This is a genomic window from Congregibacter litoralis KT71, from assembly GCF_000153125.2.
GTDB classification, from domain to species: domain Bacteria; phylum Pseudomonadota; class Gammaproteobacteria; order Pseudomonadales; family Halieaceae; genus Congregibacter; species Congregibacter litoralis.
The window spans coordinates 2,194,348-2,208,931 of sequence record NZ_CM002299.1; the positions used below are offsets into that span (position 1 = coordinate 2,194,348).

Here is a 14,584-nt window from a genome sequence, read left to right on the forward strand (position 1 = left end):
GCAACCAGGAGGTGATGCGAACACTTAAGTCCGGTATCTACGCTCTCGTAGTCAACAAATCTGCGCTCAATCTCAATCATCAATCGCCCTGCCTCACCTCGTAACTGCATACGCGCTGAAACCCATCATTAAGCGAGGGAGTTGCGAGGTGGTCAGCAGCTTCTTTCTCTACGTCGGGAACATCTCTGAAAGAGAATTTCCTTTGGGCCTTTGTGACTGTCTCGCTAGCGCAATGCGGGATCCAGATTTCTTTGGTGGCCTTCACGTATATGTTTTTGGCGAACAACCTCAATTCTGTTCGGGAGAAGATCGGAAGTCGTACGATGATGACCTGACCTTTGCTTGAGGTTCGGTAGGAGGACGCGAACTCGTCAAAGCTCGCAAGAAAACGATCTACATACAGAACAACATGAGCGTCACCGACTGAGGCTAGCTTGTTGACCTTCTTGAGCACGCCAGCCAGCGCCCGGTCTTTCTCATCCTCTAGGACATCCCGATCTCCGGTTTTCAGGTAGTTTCGGTAGATTGGATTAAGATCAACATCAATTATCGTGACCTCCTGCCCATCGACATTATGTGCCCCGCCCTCCTGAGTTAACTTGGCGACCATCGCTATGGCGTCATTCAGCTTTCCTTCACACTCCTTTTTGTCCTTAATGAGCTTGTCATTGTGCAGCACCTGCTTCTGGAGTCGCTTCCTGGTCTCATCTGCTTCCATAAGAGAGATGTCGCTATTCATCAGCGATGTGATGTACGAATCCTTGATTTTCTCGACCTCCTTTTCTTGCTCTATATGGAGTCGAGCAACCTCCTTCTCAAGCTCACGTATGCGCTCTTGGCTCTTTGACAGTAGCCCCTGAACATCATCGGCCTGGTCTGTGAGTAACTCTTCGATGGGGCGAGCACCCTTAACGTAAGGGGTAAGGTGCTTGTAGTACTTGTTGTAAGCCTGTCGAGAAATCCCCGCCCAGCTCGACACGACCTGTATGGTCAGCTTTCCTTCTCCACCGCCCAGATGGTGTTCAGCTATCAGTCGAACCAGTCGCTTCTCTGTGTCTTTCGCGCTCATTGCACAACATCCCCTGCAACAACTGACGCCTTCCCGAAACATTTGGTATTTCCGAGGTTGGAAAGATGGACCTCGTTGATCTTGATCTGGCGCTCAATCTCACGCCGGGAGAGTCGGGATAGCATCCCCGGCCCACCATCGAGTAGCCCCCGGTAGAAGCTGATGTTTTTCTCCAACTCGCCTTTTGCATCACTGAGAACGACCGCATTCTTGCAGTCCAGTTTGCAGTTCGAGGTGTCTGGCTGGATTGGGCCGTCTGACAAACACTTCCCCTCTAAGCAAGGAGGCAATTGGTCTGCCGAATACTCATCGTTGCTTACGCAATAGACGCCGACTGAGGCCCGCTTAATGAACACAGGCTCACCGGCCTCAATAAGGTATGCGATGTAATTGTAGATGGTCATGCGAAGCAGCTTGCCCTTAAACAGCAATGGCTTTTCTGCTGATTTGGCTGCTATCCGCTCTGCCGCGCTCCCCGAGTACCCGCCGCCTTGTACTGCGCTAACGAGATTGATGAAATCTTGTGCGTAGTGGGTTTCTATCGCCTCTGCAACAGAAGAAATAATGTAGGGATTTCGAGCGATATAGCGAAGGGTCATCTTGTAGCTGCGATGACCGAACAGCATACGGATAACGTCAATGTTCCGTTCTGAACGATTGATCAGCATCTCCGCTATGGTTTTCCTGAATCTGTGCGGATGAACGCCATCAATACCTGTTACTTCCCCAATCCGTTTCATCGACTTTTGGATTGAACGAGCCATTATCGATGCCACTTTCCCCCCCTTGGCGCAATAAAAAACCTTTCGGGTTCGCATGTGGACTTCGACCTCACGAAGTTGTTTGAACTGTGTGATGATCTCACCTAGAAAGTCCGGCAAGGGGATCGCATCAGGTTCCCCAAAATAATTGGGGTCATTGCTGGTTTTGAATCTCACGACGTTAACTGTGTATTCGCCATCACCGCTCTGGGTGATGTCGTCGAAATCCAGTTCTGCCAACTCGCTAGATCGGAGTCCCGTGATGAGCGAGAAAAGGACCAGAATCCCCTGCATTACGTTATCTAGGGCCACCCTGTAGTTGTTCTTCCAAGTGTAAGCGATGTAGTCGTATTCGAGCTCCCTACCGCTGCTGCTGGTGATCTTGGCCTTAGTTGGTCGAGTTTCATATCCGCAGACAGTCACTCCTTTCACCTTCTTGCCGAGCATTTCTTCAATCTCGAGGTCTGGCTTTGAGCGAACAAGGAAACCTACCTTGTGGACACTAAGGCTCTCAACGATAAAGTCTCGTATCTCCATCAGTGTTGGCATTGCCTCCTCGGTCCAGAAGAGTGCGTACTCAACCATGCTGGACAATTCGCCTTCAGTGTACGGTTTCCAGCCCTGTGTTTCGGCGGCAACTTTTTCCTGGACAGATTTTTGTCGCGCTTTGGTGACCACCTTATTCAGCGGAATATCCAGACGTAATTCTCTTGAGATTAACTTCTGCGCTGACAGTGAAATCCAGAAGGCGAGGATGAAATACAGAAATGAGTAATGCCTGTAGATGCCTTCATCACGAGCCATGTCCAGCGCCCTGTTAATCATGGGCACTGTGATCGTGCGAATGCTCTCTGGCGTTGCATCTAGTCCGTTGGGGCTCAACAGATACCAGTCAAGGTAATCACAGGCATAAGAGTAGGTCCTTGTTGATCGATAGCTCCTGACTTTGCCGTAGGGGTGAAACTCAGGAATCAAGTGATAGATCAACTGCTTGTAAAGCTCATTGCCCCCAGCAAGTCTGCTGGTAAATGTGACGATCACTTTCTCGCCGGAGCGAGTCGCGTAAAGCCAGCGATTATCATTGTAGCTCGACTGATCTGATGTGCGGAAAGACAACGTCGGATCATCTTCGATTTTTGCTAGGAGCGACCCGCTGTCACCATCGAGGTCACCATGCGAAAAATCGAGGAGTTCATGGAATTCTGCTGACGCTGCTTCCTTGGCTTCTTCCTCCAAAGGCCTGTTAATGGCCTGAGCGAGGTCTTCATTGTCCAATTGGTTGCTCATTCGTCGTCCTCAAACAGTACGGACAGGATAGACATATCGGAAGGCAGCAGGCTCGGGTTCTTCCTGAGATAGCGTGCAGCATTTTTCAAGGCTTCCTCATCCCCCCAAACGTCAAAGATGTATTCGATGATCGACAACTCATCAGCGTGAAGAGGGTCCAACATGGCAGCCCCGATTTCTTCGGCCTCCCTTTGGAGGGATGCTTGTCGATCCATTAGATATGGCAGCGAATCCTCGAATATGCAGACCTGACTACAGAAGAGACACTTCCGCAGTTCGCTGCATTTCTTTCCGATAGGGATTTGTGTGGAGCTGCCAGGCCAGTCTGGCTTGTATGAATCGGAGCACGCCCAAAGAGAGCGATCTTGCCCAGGTAATGAAAACACTCTCAGTGATGCAAAATTGATAGAGGTGTCGCCTCGCTTGCCGATGAGTCCTTTGAACTTATTCTGGCGAATTTTACTCATCAGCAAGGTCAGTTCTTTTCTGAGCCGCTCGCGGCGCTGTTGCCTCGCCATACCAGAATCGTCGTAATGAATGTCCGTACTCTCAATATCCTTATGTCCTTGCGTCAGTGCGACAACACTTAAAGGTGTGCCTCGCTTATCACGAACAAAGCGAACCCAGGTCGGGCGAAGGCGCAACGCAATATCCTTGGCAGTCTCCAGTCTGTTTCCGTTCTCGCAGACCTCGTACTTTTTAAAGAATGCCTTTACCCCTGAGCTCCAGACGTCCTTGACCGTAGCGGACGTGTAGCGCCCTGGACGGGACAGGTTCCCCTTCTGATTCTTTTTCAGGTCATTCGACATTTGCCTTGTCCCTCTTATGCAGGAAAAAAGGGGATTGATCGTGCAGTACTCCCGGCCAATATGGTCTATGGGTAGGCCTAACATCGGCTCCGAGAGCTTCTTCGCTAACTGAATCAAGTTGTATGCGGAATACCTGTCTTCCTTGGAGCTTGCTGCATAGAAGGCCTTGGGGTCCTTATAGGGCTTACCCCTTCCTTGTGACTTATTCTTCTCGGAGAAAATCAAGGCATTCTTGTCGTTGAGAATTCCAGCAAGAGCGTGCTCGTAATTGCCACTATCGAGCGCGGACACCGTTTCCTTGTTCCACCCTGTCTGCAAGCCAATGAAGAGTGCAATAGCCACCTGATCCATGGCGGTCGGGAAATAACGTGCAAATACGTCATCTAACGGCGTTACGGCATCCGCGTAGTCAGTCGGCCTGACTGCATGAATCAAGTAGCGCCGATAAATGAACTCACAGGGGTTAGACAACGCATCAGTACTTCTGGCGCTTCTGGCCGAATCGTAAGCGTGCTGGAAGTCATCGAAAGGTACTGCAAGAGGATGCCCTTCAAGCAAGAGTGTCTTTAGAGCGCGGTCATCATCCGGCACCCACCTACTCACCTTGCCGTCGAAAGGAAGTAACTCGCTGCGGGGGTAAGGCGTCACCGCGCCAAGTTTCTCTCTGTACGTTAATTTTTCATACAGAGAATCAATATGCTGCTTTAGTGCAGTCGAGAGCTGGACAAAGCAAGCCTCTGTAAGCGGCTCAGCTGGCTTGCCACTCCTACTATCCACCGCTGGCAGAAACAGGAGGGGCATGCCTTCGTCGTAATCCTTTGCGACAGAAGTCAATGCTCCGCGAAGGCGTGATGCTAAGCCCTGCGGCGCTTTGACCTTCTTGGCGTATTGATCAAAACCGTAAAATACTTCTGATGTTATTTTATCGAGGGAATTCAGGTGTAATGCGTCTGGGACTCCAGACTCGTACACGCATATAAAATCTAAAAATACATTGATCGCTTTGCGAATCTCATAGCCCTTCGAGTACGAGCGATCTTGGACAAATCTCACGAAGGCGTAGTGTAGACCTGCACTGAAATTACAATCATAAGAAAAACGAGGATGCTCAAGATAGTTGCAGGTCACCGACCTTCCATCGCCGCTAAGCACCGTCGCAACGCCTTGAACAACCTTAAGATACTTCATGCGTTGACCCGTTACGCTTCAATAACTTGGTCAACGACGCTCAACACCTCACTTATTACATTATCAAGTGACTGTGAGGCATCAATCACAACAAAGTTATCTGGGCTTGCCTTAGCCTGCCCCAGGTAGCCATCACGGGCTTTGTGAAGGAAGTCCAGCTTCTCCTTCTCAAGCCTATCCAGGTCATCGCCACGGGAGCCAACACGCACCAGACCTGCCTCTGGGTCCAGATCAAGAATGATCGTCATATCAGGCTTGAGGCCATCAACGGCGATTTCATTCAGCGTGGTAATCAACTCCAGGGGCAGCCCCCTTGCGTAGTGCTGAAAACTTACGGTTGCTGAGTCAAAGCGATCAGAAACAACAACCTTGCCTGCCTCAACGGCAGGCATGATCTTCTCGCGAACGTGTTGCGCTCGCGCAGCGGCGAACAACATTAGTTCAGTCACGTCAGCCATCTCACCGGCCTCCGGTGACAAGAGAATCTCTCTTATTTTTTCTCCGATAGGAGTGCCGCCAGGCTCGCGGGTAAACACGGTCTCACGGTTCACATGCTGGAGATGATCACGAATCGCTTCAATGACCGTAGTTTTTCCAGCTCCATTACTCCCATCGACGACGATCATGCGGCCTTTTTTCATTCGTCTTCTCCACATCAATTCCAGTGCTTTACCGCTGCATTGTTTACAATATACCATAATCCGATATATTTACAAACTGTTTACGAAAAAAAAGAATCCGAAACAATGCGCCCTCGCCGCCCTCCAGGGTAATAAATAATCCTCGTTGATTCACGGCTCATTGCTCTTTGGTGCTGATCGATAATCAGCGCGTCGGGACAACTGAAACTGCCGAACGGCTGCCTCATGCTCTTTCAGGCTTGCGCTGAACTGATGGCTTCCATCACCTCGCGCTACAAAATACAGGGCATCTCCCGCCTCGGGATTCACCGCAGCCATCAGCGCGGCCTTTCCGGGCAGGGCAATGGGCCCCGGAGGCAGGCCTTTATGTCGATAGCTGTTGTAAGCATTCTTTTCATCGCTCAGATGTTTACGCGTCAGGTTACCCTCAAAGGTTGCGCCAAGCCCGTAAATCACCGTGGGGTCGGTTTGCAGACGCATACCTGATCGCAGTCGTCGCACAAAGACACCCCCAATCGCCGCGCGCTCCCGCGCGAGACCCGTTTCCTTCTCGATGATGGAGGCCATGATCAAGGCATCATAGGGATCACGGTAAGGCAGTCCCTGTTGGCGCTGCCCCCATACCTCGACGAGAGCCTCTTCCATCATGCGATGGGCCTCGTGGAGGATATCGAAATCGCTGTCACCGCGCTCGTATTGATAGGTCTCGGGCAGAAAATAGCCTTCCGTCAGCGTGGCCGGCGCCACCAGATCGAGTAAGCGTGAATCTTGCGGGCCCTCAAGCACGGGCTTGATACCTTTACTGTCCGCCAGGAGTTTCAGCGCTTCACCTAAGGTAATCCCCTCGGGCAGGGTCACAAGATAACGCACCGTATCGCCACTTTGGAGCTGCGCCAACAGTGAAGCCGGCGTGACGCCGGGTTCCAGGCGGTACTCCCCCAGGCGGATGCGACTATCCGCCCCAAGAAAACGCCCGGCCCAGTTAAATAGACGCTCGTGATCCAAAACCCCGGCGTCAGCAAGACGGCGGGACAAACGACTCAAACTGTCGCCCGGCTCCACATACACGATCAAACCCTCCTCCGCTACGTTCAGAGGGCCTTCCCACCAGGCGTCCAGCCAGCGGAGAGCGACCAACACCATCAAAAACGTACCGGAGAGGGCGAGACTCAGATAGCGCAACACTGCCTTGCCTCGCTAAAGAAACTTTGTTGTAGCGCGCTCAGTCTCTCGCTAGGAGGGTAATCCTGCTCATCCCAGCGGGATATGCCGCGAACCCCCACAACACTGTTGCTGAGAAACAGTCCATCGGCCTCGCGCAAATCCCGGGCTTGCAGGGGCTTTTCCTCGGCTGTCATGCCCAGCTTCGGCGCAAGCGTTTCCATGAGAAATCGCCGTCGCGTGCCCAATACGCCACTGCCGTCACAAGGTGATGTGAGCAGCCGATCGCCCCGAAGCACAAATAGATTGGCATTACTGGAGCACTGATAAACACCCCGCTCGTTGCGAAGCAACACATCGTCGACCGCCAGATCCTTTGCCTCAGCAGCGGCCATAACCTGCTCCAGGCGATTGCAGTGTTTCAGGCCCGCCAACAGCGGCTGGTGGCTCATCACGACGGACGAGGTTGTGACTGTCGCCGGCGGTAAAGCGTCAAGGGGTGGCCTCTCAAGGCTGTGATGGGTGGTGGTCACCCTGGCCCGCGCAGAGAGATCCGGCGCATATCCCCGCTGCCCCGATCCGCGACTGACGGTCACGCGAAGAATAGCGTTTGCTCCTGTCATCGTCCCAAGGGTATCGCTGATCGCATCGCGAACATCCCGGCTATCAAGGTTCATGCGCAAACGCCGGGCACCGTCTGCGAGACGGTCGATATGGAGATCAAGCCAAAGTACCCGGCCGCTGACGATGAGCAGGGTCTCAAAAAGTCCGTCGCCATAGAGAAATGCCCGGTCCGTTGCAGGCACCGAAAGCAAAGGAACCTCCCGTAAGGCCTCCACCGAGAGGTCTAAACGCGTCCGAAGATCAGGGAGCCATTGGTGCCGCCAAAGCCAAAGGAATTAGTCAGACTGTGCGTGATTGTCATCTCTCGTGCCGTGTTGGGAACGTAGTCGAGCACGCAGCCTTCACCGGGGTTATCGAGATTGATGGTTGGCGGAGCAACCTGATCACGCAGCGCCAGTACCGCAAACACAGCCTCGACGGCTCCGGCGGCACCCAGGAGATGTCCAATCATGGACTTGGTAGAGCTCACGGCAACAGACGATGCGGCAGTTCCAAACACAGACTCTACGGCCCGGCTCTCGGCTACGTCGCCGGCGAGCGTTGAGGTGCCGTGAGCGTTGACATATTCAACGGCACTCGCATCGAGTTCTGCATCGAGAAGCGCATTGCGCATCGCGTCGGCGGCGCCGCGGCCGTCCTCCGGCGGCAAGGTCATATGATAGGCATCGCCACTCATGCCGAAGCCATTGAGCTCCGCAAAAATCTTGGCGCCCCGGGCCTTCGCGCTTTCATACTCCTCAAGAAACACCATGCCGGCGCCATCGCCCAGGACAAAGCCATCGCGATCCGCATCCCAGGGCCGCGACGCGGCCTCGGGATCATCATTGCGTGTCGACAAGGCGCGGGCCGCAGCAAACCCCCCAAGACCTACTTTCGTCGTGGCCATCTCAGCGCCACCTGCCAGCATGGCATCCGCGTCGCCCTGGGCGATCATTCGCGCTGCAAGACCAATGTTGTGGGTGCCGCTTGTGCACGCCGTAACAATGGCGATGTTGGGGCCACGCATGCCGTAGCGAACAGACAGATTTCCGGCAATCATATTGATGATGGAACCCGGCACAAAAAACGGTGATATACGACGGGGTCCCGTGCTGTTGACGATTTCAGAATTTTTTTCGATCTGACCGATGCCGCCGATGCCAGAGCCAATGGCACAACCCACGCGACCGGCGTTCTCTTCGGTGACCGTAAATCCTGCGTGCTCCATCGCCTGGATGCCTGCAGCCATGCCGTATTGCACGAAGGTATCCATTTTTCGAGCATCTTTCGGTGGGAGATAGGCGCTGATATCAAAGTCTTTAACACTGGAGCTAAAGCGTGTGGTGTAGGCATCAACGTCGAAGGCTTCGATGGGTGCGGCGCCACTTTTTCCCGCGAGTATCGATGCCCAGCTTGATTCAACGTCGTGTCCCACGGGAGTTACCAACCCCAATCCCGTCACAACTACGCGTCTTCCCTTCACAGTCCTTCTCCCCTGGCTCTCACCAACTTTCAATTACCCATTGTCGATTCACTGTCAACTTGTTGAGCTCACACAAACAGAAAAGCCGTGATACCTGGCGGTAGTCACGGCTCTTCAGATGCTACACGCGCTGCTGCGCGCTCGCAGTGCCCTCAGGAGAGGTGCTCGTTGATGTAATCGATCGCAAGCTTCACCGTTGTAATTTTCTCAGCTTCCTCATCGGGAATTTCTGTTTCAAATTCCTCCTCGAGCGCCATCACAAGCTCAACTGTATCCAGCGAGTCTGCGCCGAGATCTTCTACAAAGGAAGCCTCCGTCTGCACTTCTTCTTCTTTTACGCCGAGCTGCTCAGCGACGATTTTTTTTACGCGTTCTTCAATGCTGCTCATGATCCTCGAATACTCCTGCTGAAGGAAAACCTACATTGCCAATGTTATAGGGCAGGTGCGAAGTCTACCGGTTTTTTATTACCCGGCATACACCTGACGGAAACATTAGGCCATGTACATACCGCCGTTAATGTGAATTGTCTCACCTGTTATATACGCTGCTGCGTCGCTGCACAAAAACGCGACCAAAGCACCGATTTCTTTTGCATCTCCCAAACGAGCCAGGGGGATTTGTGCCAGCATGGCATTGCGTTGCTCTTCGCTCAGCGCTGCTGTCATATCGGTGTCGATAAACCCCGGCGCTACCGAATTCACCGTGATATTTCGCCCACCTATTTCCCGCGCCAGAGCGCGCGAAAAACCTTCTGCACCGGCTTTACTGGCCGCGTAGTTACTTTGGCCGGCGTTACCCATGGAGCCGACCACCGACGTGATGTTTACGATGCGGCCCCAACGCGCCTTGGTCATCCCGCGCAATGCGGCTTTGGATGTTTTGAACAGAGCGGTGAGGTTAGTGTCCAGCACCCCTTGCCACTCATCATCTTTCATCCGCATGAGAATGTTGTCGCGGGTGATGCCGGCGTTGTTCACCAGAATCAGGGGTGCGCCGAATCGTTCATTGATGGCGGCGAGCACGCTGGCAACGCTCTCGGGATCCGCAACGTCAAGGCGCATGCCGGCGCCACCGACCTTGGCGAGGTGCTCATCAATGGCCTGGGCGCCGCTATCACTTGTGGCGGTACCGATTACCGTATGACCCGCGGTTGCCAGCGCGTCCGCTATCCCTCGGCCGATGCCCCGGCTGGCGCCGGTTACAAGGGCAACGCGTGTTTCAGTGTTCTGTGTCTCTTCGGTCATATCCTTTCCCCAATCTGCCTGCGATTTTCAGCGAGTCCACACTTCCAACCCAGGTGGGTGTCCTTAAAATCATTGCGCAAGTGCAGTCGCCGCAGCCCGGAGGTCATCTGGATTTTCGAGGTAAACGCAGCCCAGGCTTTTATCGATGCGCCGCAGCAAACCGCCCAGCACCTTACCTGCACCACATTCCGCAAACTGTGTAGCACCCATGGACTGCAAACTTGACACGCAGGAGGTCCAAAGCACCGGCGCAGCAATTTGCTCCACCAGCAACTGACGGATAGTCTCGGGGTCGGTCTCTGTCGCGGCGTTGACATTGTGCACCACGGGGATTTCCGGGCTGGCTATAGCAATACCGTCAAGCACCTCAGCAAGCTTTTCTCCTGCCGGGCGCATCAGGGATGTATGGAAAGGTGCGCTCACCGGCAGGGGCATTGCACGCTTTGCCCCGGACTCTTTCAGCACAGCGATGGCTTTTTCCACCGCAGCGCTATGGCCCGCGATCACCACCTGCCCCGGTGCATTGAAATTCACTGCCTGCACTATTTCCTGAGCGCCGGCGGAGAGCTCGTCACAGCAGGCGGTAACAACGTCATCATCGAGGCCCAGGATAGCTGCCATGGCACCCACGCCCACGGGCACGGCGGTTTGCATGAAGCGCCCTCGCTCGCGAACCAGCGTCACGGCATCCTTCAGGCTCAGAGCACCAGCGCAGCACAGCGCAGAAAACTCACCAAGACTATGCCCCGCCATTGCTCCGGGACGAACACCACCCGCGGCACTCCACACCCGCCAGATTGCCACGGACGCTGCAAGCAGCGCAGGCTGCGTGAACTCCGTGAGATTAAGCTGCTCGGGATCGCCTTCCGTGACAAGTGCCTTAAGGTCAAAACCCAATGCGTCAGAGCACTCCTCGAAAACCGTTGCAGCCTCGGGAAACTCGGCTATCGCCTCCCCCAGCATGCCCACGCGCTGACTCCCCTGCCCGGGAAACATAAAAGCAAGATCGCTACGCATGAATTACCTCCGATTAGGCACGTCCCGAGGGACGATTGTCATAAATATAGGGGGCTAGCAACGACGGCGGCACCCCGATCAGACGGAAGCAACGATGATGTTGCGCCCCGTCCGGCCAAAGGTGCCGCTGTAAAACTCATCAACGGCCTGACGCAATCGTCAGGCTCAAGAAGTTTAGTCGTCGCTGCCGGTCTCAACCACTTTTTTACCGCGGTAGAAGCCGTCGGCGGTCACGTGGTGACGCCGGTGTGTTTCACCCGTCGTCTGATCAACGTTTAATGTGGGTCCACTCAGGGAGTCGTGCGAACGACGCATGCCGCGTCGCGAGCGGGTCTTTTTGCTCTTCTGAACAGCCATGGGCTATTTCTCCTTCGTGCCGTCGCTGTCCAGCAGCGATGACAAAACACTAAAAGGGTTCTCGGCCTCCTGGCCGGTGGACCCCGTCTCTTCACTTTCTGACCGTTCACGCCGGTCGCTTTTCGGTGGCTCGCATTCGCCGTCCGGATGGTATGCCACCACGGGCAGCGCGAGCGCCAATTCTTCCTCTGCCACTGCCCACAGATCGACTTCGTCAATCGCTATTAGGGGCTCCAGACCCGCAGACAACTGCTTGGCCTGCTCGTCTCCCGGGACAATGCCCAGACGACTGTTACCCTGAACCTCGCAGACAACGGGCTTAAGGCAACGCTGGCATTCCAGTACCACCCTTCCCTGCATCTCGACCGCTGCATACTGCTGCCCTTCGTCGTTTTCGCCAAATTCCACCACCACATCAATGGTGGGCGCCTCGGGAACCAGAAGGTCCTTAAACTGGGGAATTTGCTCCGCGCCAAGGGCCCCTGCATAACGCGCCGAACGAGTCACGGCCTTTCGAATATTGACCCGAATCGGGAGGGGGGCTGTCAACATGGCGGCGCACTATAGTGATAGCCCCCACCGTTGTCAAAAAAATCTTTACAATCCCGAACCTTAGCGAAAACGCAGACTGATGCATACCATGACGAGTTCTCCCCTTATCCTCGCTTCGACCTCCCCTTACCGAAAGCGCCTCCTGGAGCGCCTGGGTATACCTTTTCAATGCGTAAGCCCCGAGACCGATGAAACGCCACGGAAAAATGAGCCCCCCGAGGCTCTCGCCGCTCGCCTCGCCGACGCCAAGGCCCTTGCCGTCTCAGAGTCACATCCCCTCGCGATTGTCCTTGGAAGCGATCAGGTGGCTGCCCGGGGCGAGATACTTCTGGGTAAACCGGGAAGCATCGCGGCAGCGCAGAAACAGCTAGCTCTTTGCAGCGGGGAGAGCGTGAGCTTCTACACCGCGGTCTCCCTCGCCCGGGGCGGCAAGGTGATTGCCAGGCACTGCGTGCCCACCCTGGTAACGTTTCGCGCGCTAACGGACCGGCAGATTGCGGAGTATGTGGACAGAGAGCGGCCCCTGGACTGTGCGGGAAGCTTTCGCTGGGAAGGTCTGGGTATCTGCCTGTTCACCGCCCTCGAAAGCACGGACCCCACGGCTCTGGAGGGACTCCCTCTGATCGCCACCTGCGACCTTTTGAACTCTCAGCAACTAGGAGTGCTGCAGAATTAATTTAGAAACAGTTACTTAGCCAGCTTAATTAAAATACTTTCTAGCTCTTCATCGAGGGGCGCCGTGAGTTCATAGCGCTGATCATTCAATTCAAAGGACAGGGACTGTGCGTGAAGGAAAAGCCGCTTTAAACCGAGTTTACGCGCCAGACCCTCTCCTTTCTCGCTCTGGTATTTGCCATCGCCAAGGAGCGGATGGCCCCCGTGGAGCGCATGGACGCGGATCTGATGTGTCCGCCCCGTCAACGGTCGCGCCTCCACCAGGGTCGCGGCGCTAAAGCTCCTCTTGATCCTGAATTCCGTAATGGACGGCTTACCGTCTTTTGCCACCTTGACCTGTCGCTCCCCGGACTGACGCTCAAATCGCTTCAGAGGGGCCTCCACGAGGCGCAGGTGGCGCGGCCAGGCTCCTTCAGCAAGGGCGAGATAGCGTTTGTCAATTTTACCTTTCTGGCGGAGTAGTTCGTGGAGCGCACGCAGAGCGGCGGGTTTCTTTGCCACGAGGATGAGTCCGGAGGTTTCCCGGTCCAGACGGTGAACCAGTTCCAGGAATTTCGCCCCGGGGCGCATGGTGCGTAATGTTTCAATCAAACCAAACTGGAGACCGCTGCCACCGTGCACCGCGATACCCGAGGGTTTGTTAATGGCGAGTAGATGCTCGTCCTCAAATACGACCCGTGCCCCGAGGCGCTCCTGCCAGCCCGGCGGCGCCGCGCCGCGCTCTCGGGGCTCAGGGGTGCTGAGAGGAGGCAGTCGTACCACATCGCCGAGAGCCAGACGACGATCGGGTTTCACCCGCCCCTTGTTGACACGAATTTCACCCTTGCGCATAGCCCGATACAGACGGGTCTTGGGTACTGCCGGGCACTCTCGCAAAACATAATTATCCAGGCGCTGCCCCTCTCCCCGTTCGTCGACGGTGAGATAACGCACCGCGCTCACAAAAAGCCCCCTAGGATCGTTGGCTTTCCTCTGCCTGCCCTCAGGGAAATCGTTTTGGGCGTTGCCGTGGGCGTTCTCGTGCACATGGGGCTGATTCACGTCCTTCTTTTATTTGAGCGTCAGCAAGGGAGCTGCTAGTATGCCTGCCAGGCAGTGAACGGTCTGCGGCAATTCTCCCCGATCATCTATCACCCACGACGCATCGAAGACGTCGTCGGTCGGGGCCCGTCACCGGATTATCGCAGGTAGCAATTTCTCTGCTGGGATTATACGACGCTGTGGAGGCACGTTACGAACGAATGCCAGAGCAGATCGTGAAGCAAACAACACAACAAGCACGAAACACAGTTACAACACAGTTACAACACAGTTACAACACAGTTACAACAGAGTTACGAACCGCTTTTTGACGAGACCCCATTCCTCAGCAGCATGATCAGCATGTGATGGAAACGGCGCCAATCCAGGCTTGCCGTCCAGCGTGCACGAGAAGGAAACGCTGAGCGCCAGATCGACCGCCCTGAAGCAACACCGCAGGAGTCGGCCCTGGGACCGGGGGAATCGAGACGAGGCTGCGCTTCCCAAGGAAGTCCGCCATCTACAAAAAGCGCCCTATCGCAACACCAATAAACAGGGTTGCCGGGGCAGGACCAGAATTAGCGATGGGCGGCGGAATTTCCCGACCGCTCGGAGATAACAAAAATTGCAGCCTGATTTCGCCGCGAAGCGGCTCAACCCGGGCTGCGGCGAACGGACGATTTCTTAGATCTGCGGCCTAACAGGCCTCGTGAA

At 54.9% G+C, this 14,584-nt stretch carries 14 protein-coding genes; 1 reads left to right on the top strand and 13 read right to left on the bottom strand.

Annotation, left to right across the window (positions count from 1 at the left end; translation table 11 throughout):
- Positions 1 to 79 precede the first annotated feature (79 nt).
- The 12 genes from KT71_RS10100 to KT71_RS10155 all read right to left on the bottom strand — a co-directional run bounded on the left by KT71_RS10100 (position 80) and on the right by KT71_RS10155 (position 12,175).
- Positions 80 to 1,069, bottom strand: coding sequence for a coiled-coil domain-containing protein (locus tag KT71_RS10100; protein ID WP_008295507.1), 990 nt, complete (start codon positions 1,067 to 1,069; stop codon positions 80 to 82).
- Positions 1,066 to 3,117: a tyrosine-type recombinase/integrase gene (locus KT71_RS10105; protein WP_008295506.1), complete on the bottom strand. Its 2,052-nt coding sequence runs from the start codon at positions 3,115 to 3,117 to the stop codon at positions 1,066 to 1,068. Before KT71_RS10105 ends, KT71_RS10100 begins: the two co-directional genes overlap by 4 nt.
- Positions 3,114 to 5,114, bottom strand: a complete 2,001-nt coding sequence (locus tag KT71_RS10110; RefSeq protein ID WP_008295505.1) for a hypothetical protein — start codon at positions 5,112 to 5,114, stop codon at positions 3,114 to 3,116. Before KT71_RS10110 ends, KT71_RS10105 begins: the two co-directional genes overlap by 4 nt.
- 11 nt (positions 5,115 to 5,125) lie before the next feature.
- Entirely contained in the window at positions 5,126 to 5,755 is a 630-nt protein-coding gene (tmk, locus tag KT71_RS10115) for a dTMP kinase (protein ID WP_008295504.1), read from the bottom strand.
- A 150-nt stretch (positions 5,756 to 5,905) separates the two neighbouring features.
- A complete protein-coding gene (gene mltG / locus KT71_RS10120) occupies positions 5,906 to 6,940 on the bottom strand; it encodes an endolytic transglycosylase MltG (protein ID WP_008295503.1) in 1,035 nt (344 codons plus the stop codon).
- Entirely contained in the window at positions 6,925 to 7,722 is a 798-nt protein-coding gene (pabC, locus tag KT71_RS10125) for an aminodeoxychorismate lyase (protein WP_008295502.1), read from the bottom strand. The genes mltG and pabC overlap by 16 nt, the downstream gene beginning before the upstream one ends.
- A gap of 41 nt (positions 7,723 to 7,763) precedes the next feature.
- Complete coding sequence (gene fabF, locus KT71_RS10130) at positions 7,764 to 9,002, bottom strand: beta-ketoacyl-ACP synthase II (protein WP_023659576.1); 1,239 nt, start codon at positions 9,000 to 9,002, stop codon at positions 7,764 to 7,766.
- A 152-nt stretch (positions 9,003 to 9,154) separates the two neighbouring features.
- The gene (acpP, locus tag KT71_RS10135) at positions 9,155 to 9,391 is read right to left on the bottom strand and encodes an acyl carrier protein (protein ID WP_008295499.1); all 237 of its coding nucleotides are present in this window, start codon (positions 9,389 to 9,391) and stop codon (positions 9,155 to 9,157) included.
- A gap of 105 nt (positions 9,392 to 9,496) precedes the next feature.
- On the bottom strand, positions 9,497 to 10,249 hold the full coding sequence (gene fabG / locus KT71_RS10140; RefSeq protein WP_008295497.1) for a 3-oxoacyl-ACP reductase FabG: 753 nt from the start codon (positions 10,247 to 10,249) through the stop codon (positions 9,497 to 9,499).
- Between the two features lie 69 nt (positions 10,250 to 10,318).
- Complete coding sequence (gene fabD / locus KT71_RS10145) at positions 10,319 to 11,266, bottom strand: ACP S-malonyltransferase (protein ID WP_008295496.1); 948 nt, start codon at positions 11,264 to 11,266, stop codon at positions 10,319 to 10,321.
- 174 nt (positions 11,267 to 11,440) lie between these two features.
- Positions 11,441 to 11,623, bottom strand: coding sequence for a 50S ribosomal protein L32 (gene rpmF, locus KT71_RS10150; protein ID WP_008295495.1), 183 nt, complete (start codon positions 11,621 to 11,623; stop codon positions 11,441 to 11,443).
- 3 nt (positions 11,624 to 11,626) lie between these two features.
- Entirely contained in the window at positions 11,627 to 12,175 is a 549-nt protein-coding gene (locus KT71_RS10155) for a YceD family protein (RefSeq protein ID WP_008295494.1), read from the bottom strand.
- An 88-nt stretch (positions 12,176 to 12,263) separates the two neighbouring features.
- Here KT71_RS10155 and KT71_RS10160 point away from each other — a divergent pair, with 88 nt between their 5' ends.
- Positions 12,264 to 12,851 (top strand): Maf family protein, encoded by a 588-nt coding sequence (locus KT71_RS10160; protein ID WP_238549413.1) that lies wholly within the window; start codon positions 12,264 to 12,266, stop codon positions 12,849 to 12,851.
- Positions 12,852 to 12,862: 11 nt separating this feature from the next.
- Here KT71_RS10160 and KT71_RS10165 read toward each other — a convergent pair whose 3' ends face one another.
- Entirely contained in the window at positions 12,863 to 13,891 is a 1,029-nt protein-coding gene (locus tag KT71_RS10165; protein ID WP_023659577.1) for an RluA family pseudouridine synthase, read from the bottom strand.
- Positions 13,892 to 14,584: the final 693 nt, after the last annotated feature.